This window comes from Pseudomonas sp. IT-347P (assembly GCF_949768005.1).
GTDB lineage: Bacteria > Pseudomonadota > Gammaproteobacteria > Pseudomonadales > Pseudomonadaceae > Aquipseudomonas.
In genome coordinates, this window is the sequence record NZ_CATKPQ010000055.1 from 1 (window position 1) to 13,401 (window position 13,401).

The window sequence follows — 13,401 nt, forward strand, 5'->3', positions numbered from 1 at the left end:
GGTCACTGGCGCGCCGACGGTTGCGGTGTAAGTCACGCTGCCGCCCTCAGCCGCCGACTCGGTCGCGGTGAGTTTGACGGTAGTGGTGTCGATGGTGTCGGTAACGTTGGTCACGGCCGGAACAGTGCTAGGCACCAGGTTCTCGAAGTTACCGCCGGTTGCATCCTTGATCGTCACTTCGACTTTGCCAGCGTCTTTGTAGACGTCATCGGCAGGCGCAGGAACGGTAACGGTTCCGGTGGTTTTGCCGGCCTCGATGGTGATCACCGAACCGTTTGACAGGGTCACGGTCACCGGGGTGCCGGCCGGGTTGGTCAGCGTCGCGGTGTAGACGATCGAACCGCCTTCAGCCACCGAATCGGTCGCGGTCAGGTTCAGGTTGGTGGTGTCGGTGGTGTCCGAAACCGCGGTGTCGGCGGGTTTGCCGTCGACCGCAAGTTTTTCGTAATTGCCGCCGGTGGCGCCATCGATGGTCACGCTCAGCGAACTGCCGCCAGCCAGTGGGCTGTTCGGTGCAACGAAGTTAACGCTGCCGCTGGTTTCACCGACGGCGATGGTGATGGTCTGGCCGTTGGACAGGGTCACGACCACTGGCGAGCCAGTCACTGGCGCGGTCACGGTCGCGGTGTAGACCACGGTTTCGCCTTCGGCGACGTTCGCCGTGGCAGTCAGTGACACGGTGGAGGTGTCGATGGTGTCGTTGACGGTGGTGACGGCCGGGGCAGTGCTGGTAACCAGGTTTTCGAAGTCGCCACCGGTCGCGCCTTTGATGGTTGCTTCAACGGTGCCGGCATCTTTGTAGACGTCGTCTTTCGGCGCATCGACAGTGACAGTACCGGTGGTTTTGCCGGCGTCAATGGTGATCACGGCGCCGTTCGACAGGGTCACGGTGACCGGCGAGCCAGCGGCATTGGTCAGGGTGGCGGTGTAGGTGATCTGGCCGCCTTCGTTGACCGAACCGGTGGCGCTAAGCGACAGGTTGGTGGTGTCGACGGTATCGGTCACGGTGGTGCTGACCGGAGTTTTGTCGGCCACGAGGTTTTCGTAGTTGCCGCCGGAAACGTTGGTGATCGAGTTGGTCAGAGGCGCGTGACCGGTCAACGCATCGTTTGGCGCGATGGTGGTCACGGTACCGGTGGTTTTGCCGACTTCGATGGTGATGTTCTGACCGTTGGCCAAGGTCACCACGACAGGCGAGCCGGTTACTGGCGCGCCGACGGTGGCGGTGTAAGTGACGGTGCCACCTTCAGCCGCAGACTCGGTAGCGGTCAGTTTGACCGTCGAGGTGTCGATGGTGTCAGTGACGTCGGTTACGGCTGGGGTGGTGCTCGGAACGAGGTTCTCGAAGTTGCCGCCAGTGGCGTCCTTGATGGTCACTTCGACTTTGCCGGCGTCTTTATAGACGTCATCGGCTGGAGCAGCGACGGTCACGGTACCCGTGGTTTTGCCGGCTTCGATGGTGATCACCGAACCGTTGCTCAACGTCACGGTCACTGGCGTGCCAGCCGGGTTGGTCAGGGTTGCGGTGTAAACGATCGAGCCGCCTTCCGCCACGGTGTCGGTCGCGGTCAGCGACAGGTTGGTGGTGTCGACAGTGTCAGTAACGGTGGTTGAAACCGGGGTCTTGTCGGCCACCAGATTCTCGTAGTTACCGCCGCTCACATCAGTGATCGCATTGGTCAGCGGGGTGTGGCCGTTCAACGCATCGTTCGGCGCGGTGGTGGTCACGGTGCCGGTGGTTTTGCCGACTTCGATGGTGATGTTCTGGCCGTTCGCCAGGGTCACGACGACAGGCGAACCGGTGACTGGCGCGCCGACCGTGGCGGTGTAGGTGACGGTGCCACCTTCAGCGGCAGACTCAGTGGCGGTCAGTTTGACGGTCGAGGTGTCGATGGTGTCGGTGACTTCGGTCACGGCCGGAACAGTGCTTGGCACCAGGTTCTCGAAGTTGCCGCCCGTTGCATCCTTGATGGTGACTTCGACTTTGCCGGCGTCTTTGTAGACGTCGTCGGCAGGCGCTGCGACGGTCACGGTACCGGTAGTTTTACCAGCGTCGATGGTGATCACCGAACCGTTGCTCAACGTCACGGTGACTGGCGTGCCAGCCGGGTTGGTCAGGGTCGCGGTGTAAACAATCGAACCACCTTCCGCCACGGTGCCAGTCGCACTCAGCGACAGGTTGGTGGTGTCGACGGTGTCGGTTACCGACGTCACGGCCGGGGTTTTATCGGCCACGAGATTTTCGTAATTGCCGCCGCTGGCACCGTCGATTTTCACGCTCAACGTGTTGCCGCCAGCAAGTGCATCGTTCGGTGCGGTGAAGTTGACGCTACCGCTGCTGGCGCCGACCGGGATGGTGATGGTCTGGCCGTTGGACAGGGTCACGACAACCGGCGCGCCGGTGACTGGAGCGGTTACGGACGCGGTGTAAACCACCACGCCGCCTTCAACGGTGCTGGCGGTGGCGGTCAGCGAAACGGTGCTGTTGTCGATGGTGTCGGTCACGTCAGTGACCGCTGGAGTCTTGTCGACCACCAGGTTCTCGAAGTTGCCGCCGGTGGTCTTGGTGATGCTCGCATCGACCTTGCCGGCGTCCTTGTAAACGTCATCGGCCGGTGCGGCGACGGTAGCGGTGCCGGTGGTCGCGCCTTTGGCGATGTTGATCACCGCGCCGTTGCTCAGGGTCACGGTCATCGCCGTGCCTGCCGGGTTGGTCAGGCTGGCGGTGTAGACGATCGAGCCGCCCTCGGCGACCGAAGCGGTCGCGCTGAGGCTGATATTGGTGGTGTCGACGGTGTCGGTGACGGTGGTGACCACCGCCGAGCGGTCGGCATCGACCTGTTCGAAGTTGCCGCCGCTGTGGCTGGCAATCGCGGTCTGTACCTTGCCGCCGTCGATGTACGGGGTATTCGCAGGCGCAGCGAAGTTCACCGAACCGCTAGTGGCTCCGGCGGCGATATTGATCACCGCGCCGTTGGCCAGGGTCACGGTCATGGCGGTGCCGGCCGGATTGCTCAGGGTCGCGGTGTAGGTGATCTGGCCACCTTCGCTGACGGTGTCGCTGGCGCTGAGGGTCAGCGTGGTCTTGTCGACGGTGTCGTTGACGGTGGTGCTGACCGGGGTCTTGCTGACGTCGAGCTTCTCGAAGTTGCCGCCAGTGGCATCGGTCATGGTCACGGTGAGTTTGCTGACGTCTTTGTAAACGTCATCGCTTGGCGCCGCGATGGTCACCGAACCGCTGGTTTTGCCAGCCTCGATGGTGATGGTCTGGCCGTTGCTCAGGTTGACGGTCACCGGCGTTTGCGCGGCGTTGGTCAGGGTCGCGGTGTAGGTGATCGACGAGCCTTCGAGCACATAGCTTTCGGCGCTGAGGGTCAGGTGCGTGGTGTTGATCGTATCGGCAACGTTGGTCACTGCTGGCGTCGGATTGGCCACCAGGTTTTCGAAGTTGCCGCCCGAGGTTTCCTTGATGGTCACTTCGAGTTTGCCGGCGTCTTTGTAGACGTCATCGGCTGGCGCCGGAACGGTCACGGTGCCGGTGGTCTTGCCAGCGTCGATGGTGATGGTCGAACCGTTGCTCAAGGTCACGGTCACCGGGGTGCCGGCCGGGTTGGTCAGCGTCGCGGTGTAGACGATCTGCCCACCTTCGTTGACGTTGCCGGTGGCGGTCAGTGAAACGGTGGTGGTGTCGACGGTGTCGGTCACGGTGGTGCTGACTGGGGTTTTGTCGGCGACCAGGTTTTCGTAGTTACCGCCGCTGACGTTTGTGATTGCGTTGGTCAGCGGGGCATGGCCGGCCAATACATCGTTCGGTGCGGTGGTGGTCACGGTGCCGGTGGTTTTGCCTACTTCGATGGTGATGTTCTGGCCGTTGGCCAATGTCACGATCACAGGCGAACCGGTCACTGGCGCGCCGACAGTGGCGGTGTAGGTGACAGTGCCACCTTCAGCGGCGGTCTCGGTAGCGGTCAGTTTGACCGTCGAGGTGTCGAGGGTGTCAGTGACGTCGGTGACGGCTGGAACGGTGCTTGGCACCAGGTTCTCGAAGTTGCCGCCCGTAGCATCCTTGATGGTCACTTCGACTTTGCCGGCGTCTTTGTAGACGTCATCAGCCGGGGCCGCAACAGTGACGGAGCCAGTGGTTTTGCCCGCTTCGATGGTGATCACCGAGCCGTTGCTCAGGGTCACGGTCACTGGGGTGCCGGCCGGGTTGCTCAGTGTCGCGGTGTAAACAATCGAGCCGCCTTCCGCTACCGTGCCGGTGGCGCTGAGCGTCAGGTTGGTGGTGTCGGTGACGTCGGTCACGGTGGTGCTGACCGGGGTTTTGTCGGCGACGAGATTCTCGTAATTGCCGCCGGTCACATTGGTGATCGAGTTGGTCAGCGGCACGTGGCCATTCAGCGCATCGTTTGGCGCGGTGGTGGTCACGGTGCCGGTGGTTTTACCCACTTCGATGGTGATGTTCTGGCCGTTGGCCAGGGTCACGACCACTGGCGCACCGGTGACCGGCGCACTAACGGTTGCGGTATAGGTGACGGTCCCGCCCTCAGCGACCGAAGTGTCAGCCGTCAGCCTCACGGTCGAAGTATCAATGGTGTCAGACACTTCGGTGACGGCTGGAACGGTGCTTGGCACCAGGTTCTCGAAGTTGCCGCCCGTAGCATCCTTGATGGTCACTTCGACTTTGCCGGCGTCTTTGTAGACGTCATCGGCGGGCGCCGGAACGGTCACGGTGCCAGTGGTTTTGCCGGCTTCGATGGTGATCACCGAGCCGTTCGACAGGGTCACGGTGACAGGCGATCCGGCGGCGTTGGTCAGGGTCGCGGTGTAAGTAATCTGGCCGCCTTCAGCCACGGTCCCCGTCGCGCTTAGCGTCAGGTCGGTGGTGTCAGTGGTGTCGGTGACCGTGGTGCTGACCGGAGTCTTGTCGGCAACGAGATCTTCGTAATTGCCGCCGCTCACGCCCGTGATCGCGTTGGTGATCGGCGCGTGGCCGGTCAGCGCGTCATTCGGTGCAGTGGTGGTCACGGTGCCGGTGGTTTTGCCGACTTCGATGGTGATGTTCTGGCCGTTGGCCAGGGTCACGATCACTGGCGAGCCCGTGACCGGCGCGCCGACCGTGGCAGTGTAGGTAACGGTGCCGCCTTCAGCGACCGAGGTGTCAGCCGTCAGCTTCACGGTCGACGTGTCGATGGTGTCAGTGACTTCGGTCACGGCTGGAACGGTGCTCGGCACCAGATTCTCGAAATTGCCGCCGGACACATCCTTGATGGTCACTTCGACTTTGCCGGCGTCCTTGTAAACGTCATCGGCCGGCGCCGGAACGGTCACGGTGCCAGTGGTTTTACCCGCTTCGATAGTGATCACCGAGCCATTGCTCAGGGTCACGGTGACTGGCGTGCCGGCCGGATTGGTCAGCGTCGCGGTGTAAACGATCGAGTCACCCTCAGCCACGGAGCCGGTCGCGCTCAGCGACAGGTTGGTGGTGTCGGCAACATCGGTCACGCTGGTCGAAACCGGAGTCTTGTCGGCCACCAGATTTTCGTAATTACCGCCGGAAACACCGGTGATCGAGTTGGTCAGCGGCGCATTGCCAGCCAGCGCATCGTTAGGGGCGGTGGTGGTGACGGTGCCGGTGGTCTTGCCGACTTCAATCGTAATGCTCTGACCGTTGGCGAGGGTCACGACGACAGGCGAACCGGTCACCGGCGCGCCGACAGTGGCGGTGTAAGTGACGGTACCGCCTTCAGCGACCGAGGTGTCTGCCGTCAGTTTTACTGTCGAGGTGTCAATGGTGTCCGTCACTTCGGTCACGGCTGGAACGGTGCTCGGCACCAGGTTCTCGAAGTTGCCGCCCGTAGCATCCTTGATGGTGACTTCGACCTTGCCGGCGTCTTTGTAAACGTCATCGGCAGGCGCCGGAATGGTCACGGAGCCAGTGGTCTTACCCGCGTCGATGGTGATCACCGAGCCGTTGCTCAGGGTCACAGTGACTGGCGTGCCGGCCGGATTGGTCAGTGTCGCGGTGTAAACAATCGAACCGCCTTCAGCGACGGTACCGGTGGCCGTCAGCGACAGGTTGGTGTCGTCGATCGAATCGGTAATGGTGGTGGTCGCTGGCGTCGTGCTCGGCACCAGGTTTTCGAAATTGCCGCCGGTAGCACCGGTAATGGTGGTGCTGACGGTGCTGCCGTTGTTATAGACGTCGTTGGCCGCCGTCGGCACGATGACCGAACCCGTGGTCTTGCCGGCGTCAATGGTGATGGTCGAGCCGTTCGACAGGGTGATCGTTACCGGAGTCTGCGCGGCGTTGGTCAGCGTCGCGGTGTAGGTGATCTGGCCGCCTTCGACGACCGTACCGGTAGCGGTGAGGCTCACGCTGGTAGTGTCGATCGAATCGGTAACGGTGGTGGTCGCTGGCGCCGTGTTCGGTACCAGGTTTTCGAAGTTGCCGCCGGTTGCGCCAGTAATGGTGGCGCTGACGGTGCCGCCATTGTTGTAGACGTCATTGGCCGCCGTCGGCACGTTGACGGTGCCGGTGGTCTGGCCGGCTTCAATGGTGATGGTCGAGCCGTTCGACAGGGTGACCGTCACCGGGGTTTGCGCCGGGTTGGTCAGGGTCGCGGTGTAGGTGATCTGGCCACCCTCGACCACGGTGCCGGTGGCGGTCAGGGTCAGGTTGGTGGTGTCGATCGAATCGGTGATGGTGGTCACCGCTGGCGTCGGGTTTGGCACCAGGTTTTCGAAGTTACCGCCGCTGGCACCGGTAATCGTGGTGGTGACGGTGCTGCCGTTGTTATAGACGTCGTTGGCCGGGGTCGGCACGTTGACGGTGCCGGTGGTCTGGCCAGCGCCGATGGTGATGGTCGAGCCGTTCGACAAGGTGACGGTCACCGGGGTTTGCGCCGGGTTGGTCAGGGTCGCGGTGTAAGTGATCTGCCCGCCTTCGGTGACACTCGGCCCTGCCGTCAGGGTGACGGTGGTGGTGTCGATGGTGTCGGTGACCTGGGTCGTCGCCGGAGTGGTCGGCGGGGTCACGGTGATGCCGTTGCCGCCAGTGGTGCCGGTGACGGTCACGTCGATTTGGGTCGGGTCGTTATAAACGGTGTCATTCGGTGCCAGCGGCACGTTGACGCTGCCGGTGGTGGAACCAGCCGGAATCACAATCACCGAGCCGTTGGACAGGGTGATGGTCAGATCGGTGAGCGGCGCCTGGGTCAGGGTCGCGGTGTACACCAGCACGCCGCCGGCTTCGGTAATGGACGGCGTAGCGCTGAGGCTCAGGGTCGACTCACGCAAGGCATTGGCGGTGGTGTCGGTGGTCTGGCCAGCGGTGATGTTTTGCGCGGCCTGACCGGCAGCGTTGATACCTGCGGTCGGGAAACCGATGGTCGGGTCAACGCGGCCAGCAGTGGCGTCGAGCATCACGAAGCTGTGACCACCACCGGCAGCACCGCCCGTGCCGGCAGCGCTCGGGCCGGCAGCAGTGGCATCCAGCGCGGTTGTCGGGTCGACACCGGCGGCGATGGCTTGTTGCAGTTCGGCTACCGACGGCGCGGCCTGCGCAGTGGCTTCGGCCAGGTCAGTGCTGGAGTCGGGCGCGTTGGCGCTCCACTGGGTTTCACGGCCCAGGTCAAGGGTGCGGCCATCGGCCAGTTCAAGCGACACGGCGCCGGAGAGGCCGGTATCGATCTGGTCGCCAACGAACAGGCGATCGCCTTCAACCAGTACGCGACGTACACCCTCGGGGGAGACCACAAATACCTGACCGACAATGCTTTTGACGATGGCAACAACACTGCTCATTGAAGACTCTCCGGGGTGTCACGTTCAGTTGACTTCCATGACCCTGACGGCATGGGCGCCGATTCAGTCTGGACGTACTTTAAAAATTTGCGAAACAAGTTTGACGCGTCTAATCGTCAATATTTTGGCTATACTTTTTCGCTATTAACTTTATGCCAAACTATTGACCTTCTGGGTGTCATCCTAAACAATCGCCCCACTAATGTCACATTGATATTTCCGCGGCGACCCGTCCTTCAGCGTGTGATCCAGTTCCTGTTTTGAACTTTCCGACATACGGTCAATCTGGTTGCCATCATCCAACGCAGCGTCACGTTTTGCTGTGATTCAAGACAAGAAGTTCCGGGAAATTCCTACCATGCGTTCGTCCCTGCTTTTCGCCGTACCCTTCGCTCTCGCCGCCTCTTTTGTACAAGCACAATCCTTACCAGAAGCCATGCAGCAGGCACTGGATGTCCATCCGGAAATCCAGGCAGGGGTCAACAGTCGTTTGGCAGCGGATTATCAGCTAAGGGCGGCGAAAGGCGGATACCTGCCCAAGGTTGATTTGCTGGGCGGTTATGGGCGTGAAGGCACCGACAGCGTCACCACCCGTGCCAATGGCGGCGGTAACCACTGGGAAACCCTGAACCGTAGCGAGTCAAGTTTACGTCTCTCGCAGATGGTCTTTGACGGTTTTGCGACGTCCAGCGAGGTCGGGCGTCAACAAGCCACCGTTAACTCCCGCGCGTACTCATTGCTCGGCACGTCCGAACGCACCGCGCTGACCGTCGCTCAGGTGTATCTGGACGTGCTGACCCGCCGTGAATTCGTGCGTCTGGCCGAGGAAAATCTCAAGAGCCACCAGCGCATCTACGACCAGATCCAGCTGCGCACCCAGCGTGGCGTCGGCAGCGGTGCCGACCTCGATCAGGCCGAAGCACGGATGGCCCAGGCCCGCAACAACCTGATCACCGAGCAGACCAATCTGGCCGACTCGGAAACCAACTTCCTCAGCGCCGTCGGCCAGATGCCCGATCAACTCGAACGCCCGGCGCCGTTCATGGCGATGATGCCGGCCAACCTCAACGAAGCGCGCCAGCAGATGCTGGAGAACAGCCCGATCCTGCGTTCGGCCGAGTCCGACATCGCCGCCGCCGAGAAGCAGTACGAAACCGCCAAGTCGACCTTCTACCCACGTTTCGACGCCGAACTGGGCCGCACTGCCGACAACGATCTCGACGGCCAGAACGGTCACAACAACGAATGGCAAGCCATGCTGCGCATGCGCTTCAACCTCTATTCCGGTGGCAGCAACAAGGCCGATCTGGAATCCAAGTCGTACCTGTCGAACCAGGCGCTGGACATTCGCAACAACGCCCTGCGTCAGTTGAACGAAGAACTCGGTCTGGCCTGGAACGCCCTGAACAATGCGAACGCGCAGGTGCCGATCGCTCAGCAATATGTCGATCACAGCACCTCGGTGCGCACCGCTTACCAGCGCCAGTTCAGCCTCGGCGAACGGACCTTGCTCGATTTGCTCGACAGCGAAAACGAGTTGTTCACCGCATCGCGACGTCTGGCGGAAATCAAAAACATTCAGTTATTTACTCAGTACCGAATCAAGGCGACCATGGGCGAATTGCTCAAAAGCCAGGGAGTGGTCGCACCGTTGGCATCCGTTGTGCAGAACGACGTCAAGCCCAAGGTCCAGCTGCCTGGGATGAATTGAGTTATCCCTTTCAACTGTCAAAGAGTGTCGAGCGTGGAATCAGAAGTCAGTCGAGTTCAACTCAGTCATGATCCACGCGCGTTGCACGACGATCCTTTACTGGACGGACTGCTCGCTCTTTGCATGCTGCACCAGAAACCTGCCAGCGCGGCAATGCTCACCACCGGCCTGCCGTTGCCCAAACAGCGTTTGAGTGTCGAGTTGCTGCCCCGCGCAGCGGCCCGCGCCGGCCTGCAAGGGCGAGTGTTGCAGCGCAAACTGGAAGAAATTCCGCCGATCGCCATGCCGGCCTTGTTGCTGCTCAAGGATGGCCGCAGCGCCGTCCTGCTCGGCTGGCAGGGTGACAACGAAGCGCGGGTGCTGCTCAGCGAAACCGACGGCGGCGAGTCCATTGTCAGTCGCGAACTGCTCGCCGACGATTACACCGGCAAAGTCTTTTTCGCTCAGCCGCAACACAAATTCGACGTCAACCACGGCACGCTGATTCCGCGTGCACGCTCGTGGTTCCGTGACACCCTCAAGCGTTCGCGCTGGCTGTACGCCGATGCGATCGCCGCGAGTTTCCTGATCAACATCATCGCCATGGCCGCGCCGCTGTTCGTGATGAACGTCTACGACCGCGTGGTGCCGAACCAGGCCGAAGCTACCCTGTGGGTGCTGGCGCTGGGCATTACCGGCGCTTACATCTTCGACCTGATCCTCAAGAGTCTGCGCAGCCTGTGCCTGGATCTGGCCGGGAAGAAAACCGACCTGATCATCTCTGCCACGCTGTTCGAGCGCATCGTCGGCATGGCGATGAAATACCGCCCGGCGCGGGTCGGCAGTTTTGCGCAGAACATCCATGAGTTTCAGAGCCTGCGCGACTTCCTCGCCTCGCTAACCCTGACCAGCCTGATCGACCTGCCATTTACCATCCTCATCTTTATTGTCATCGCCATTCTCGGCGGGCATCTGGTGTGGATTCCGGTATTGGCGTTTCCGATTGCCTTGCTGATCGGCTACGCGTTGCAGAAACCGCTGGTGGCAACCATGGAGCGCACCATGGCCCTCGGCGCCGAGCGCCAGTCGAGCCTGATCGAAACCCTCGCCGGCCTCGACGCGGTGAAGGTCAATAACGCCGAAAGCGAACGCCAGTACCAGTGGGAACAGACCATCGGCACCCTCAGCCGCCTCGAGCTGCGGGTGAAAATGCTCTCCGGTCTGGCGATGAACATCACCCTGCTGATCCAGCAACTGGCCGGGGTGATCATGATCGTCTTCGGCGTCTACCAGATCATCGCCGGCAACCTGAGCATGGGCGGTCTGATTGCCTGCTACATGCTCAGCGGCCGCGCCCTCAGCCCGTTGGCTTCGCTGTCCGGTCTGTTGACGCGTTACCAGCAAGCGCGGGTGACCATGACCTCGGTCGACCAGATGATGGAGTTGCCGCAAGAGCGCAATTTCGAAGAGCGCCCGCTGAGCCGCAAGGTCCTGCAAGGTGCAATCGAGTGCCGCCAGCTCAGCTTCACCTACCCGGAACAACAGAACCCGGCGCTGAAGAACATCAACCTGGTGATCCGTCCCGGCGAGAAGATCGGCATCATCGGTCGCAGCGGCTCGGGCAAGAGTTCGCTGGCGAAACTGCTGGTCGGCCTGTACCAACCGGACGACGGCGCGTTGCTGGTGGACGGTGTGGATATCCGCCAGATCGACGTCAGTGAACTGCGCTACAACATCGGCTACGTGCCGCAAGACATTCAACTGCTGGCCGGCACCCTGCGTGACAACCTCGTCTCCGGCGCGCGTTATGTCGAAGACGAGCTTGTCCTGCAGGCGGCCGAACTGGCCGGTGTCCACGAATTCGCCCGTCTGCACCCGCAAGGTTATGAGCTGCAGGTCGGCGAACGCGGGCAGAACCTTTCCGGTGGCCAACGGCAGAACGTCGCCCTGGCCCGGGCGTTGTTGCTCAATCCGCCGATCCTGTTGATGGACGAGCCGACCAGCGCCATGGACAACACCGGTGAAGAACGCCTCAAGCAACGTCTCGCAGCGGTGATTGAAAACAAGACCGTGGTGCTGGTGACGCACCGGGCGTCGCTGCTGTCGCTGGTGGATCGCCTGCTGGTGGTCGACCGTGGGCAGATTCTCGCCGATGGCCCGAAAGCCGCCGTGATGGAAGCGTTGAAGAAGGGGCAGATCAGTGTTGCTTAAGTCGGGTGTCAAGGATTCGATCCGTCGCTACTTCAAGGGCTCTGCTTCGTTGCAGGGCCAGCCGCTGCCGGAGGTCAACAAAGCGCTGATCGAAGACGCCCCGCGCGTCGTGCGCCTGACCATCTGGGCGATCATCGGCTTCTTTATCTTCCTGCTGCTGTGGGCCAACTTCGCCGTGATCGACGAAGTGACCAAGGGCGACGGCAAGGCGATTCCGTCGTCGAAGATCCAGAAAATCCAGAACCTCGAGGGCGGGATCATCTCCGAACTGTTCGTCAAGGAAGGCCAGATTGTCGAAGCCGGCGCACCGCTGATTCGCCTCGACGACACACGGTTTGCCTCCAACGTCGGCGAAACCGAGGCCGATCGCCTGTCGATGCTGCTGCGCGTGGAACGCCTCAGCGCCGAAGTCGACGACCGTCCGTTGAATTTCCCCGAGGACGTGCTCAAAGCCGTGCCGGGTCAGGCAAAAAGCGAAGAGTCGCTGTACATCAGCCGCCGTCAGCAACTGCACGACGAAATCGGTGGTTTGCAGGAGCAGTTGATCCAGCGTCAGCAAGAGCTGCGCGAATTCGCCTCCAAGCAAGCGCAGTATCGTCAGCAGCTCGGCTTGCAGCGGCAGGAAATCAACATGTCCGAGCCGCTGGTGGCGCAGGGCGCTGTGTCCCCGGTGGAGGTCTTGCGTCTGAAGCGTGCCGAGGTGGAAACCCGTGGTCAGCTCGACGCCACCACGCTGGCGATTCCGCGCGCCGAATCGGCGATCAAGGAAGTGCAGCGCAAGATCGATGAAACCCGCGGCAAATTCCGCAGCGAAGCGCTGACCCAACTCAACGAAGCCCGCACCGACCTGAACAAGGCCAGCGCGACGGGCAAGGCGCTGGAAGACCGCGTCAGCCGCACGCTGGTGACATCGCCCGTGCGCGGTATCGTCAACAAGTTGCTGGTCAACACCATCGGTGGCGTGATCCAGCCCGGCAGCGACATGGTTGAAATCGTTCCGCTGGATGACACCTTGCTGGTCGAAGCCAAGATCCGTCCGCAGGACATTGCCTTCCTGCATCCGGGCCAGGAAGCGATCGTCAAGTTCACCGCCTACGACTACACCATCTACGGCGGGCTCAAAGCCAAGCTCGAGCAGATCGGCGCTGACACCATCACCGACGAAGACAAGAAAACCACCTATTACATCATCAAGGTGCGCACCGAGCGCAGTCACTTGGGCACGGATGAGAAACCGTTGCTGATCATCCCGGGGATGGTCGCGTCGGTGGACATCATTACCGGCAAGAAATCGGTGTTGAGTTATCTGCTCAAGCCGATCATTCGGGCGCGGGCCGAGGCGTTGCACGAGCGCTAGATTTGCAGCGCGGCTTCCGGCCTCTTCGCGAGCAGGCTCGCTCCTACAGTAACCGCATTTCTCCAGATTGAATGCGCTCCCCTGTAGGAGTAAGCCTGCTCGCGATAGCGTCAGCTGAAACACCACATCCCTGTCAGGAAGTGACAAAAACCGTCACTCACTATCTCGTCCATTCCTCACCAATCGCCATATCGTTATTCATTAACGGTATTTAATTTCCGATTCTTATAGCTATAAAGTCATCCCCCTGCGTACCTGCCGACCAATCGGCGCGCCGCACGACCTGAACCAACACGCAATCCAGCGTGAGTGTCTGATCGACGAGTGCGCCCGTGAG

At 61.5% G+C, this 13,401-nt stretch carries 4 protein-coding genes; 3 read left to right on the forward strand and 1 reads right to left on the reverse strand.

Going from position 1 to position 13,401, the window contains the following annotated elements:
- Positions 1–7,806, reverse strand: a 7,806-nt coding sequence (locus tag ACM6IV_RS19640; RefSeq protein WP_414871272.1) for a retention module-containing protein, incomplete at its 3' end; no start/stop codon positions are given.
- A gap of 358 nt (positions 7,807–8,164) precedes the next feature.
- Here ACM6IV_RS19640 and ACM6IV_RS19645 point away from each other — a divergent pair.
- Genes ACM6IV_RS19645 through ACM6IV_RS19655 form a run of 3 tightly spaced genes read left to right on the forward strand, consistent with a single transcriptional unit; the run spans position 8,165 to position 13,064 of the window.
- On the forward strand, positions 8,165–9,517 hold the full coding sequence (locus ACM6IV_RS19645) for a TolC family outer membrane protein (protein ID WP_414871273.1): 1,353 nt from the start codon (positions 8,165–8,167) through the stop codon (positions 9,515–9,517).
- 33 nt (positions 9,518–9,550) lie between these two features.
- Entirely contained in the window at positions 9,551–11,707 is a 2,157-nt protein-coding gene (locus ACM6IV_RS19650) for a type I secretion system permease/ATPase (protein ID WP_414871274.1), read from the forward strand.
- Positions 11,697–13,064, forward strand: coding sequence for an HlyD family type I secretion periplasmic adaptor subunit (locus ACM6IV_RS19655; RefSeq protein WP_414871275.1), 1,368 nt, complete (start codon positions 11,697–11,699; stop codon positions 13,062–13,064). The genes ACM6IV_RS19650 and ACM6IV_RS19655 overlap by 11 nt, the downstream gene beginning before the upstream one ends.
- The last annotated feature ends 337 nt before the right edge of the window (positions 13,065–13,401 follow it).

Excerpts from the sequence above, each read along its gene's own strand:
- ACM6IV_RS19645 (WP_414871273.1), top strand. The coding sequence starts at position 8,165 with ATGCGTTCGTCCCTGCTTTTCGCCGTACCCTTCGCTCTCGCCGCCTCT.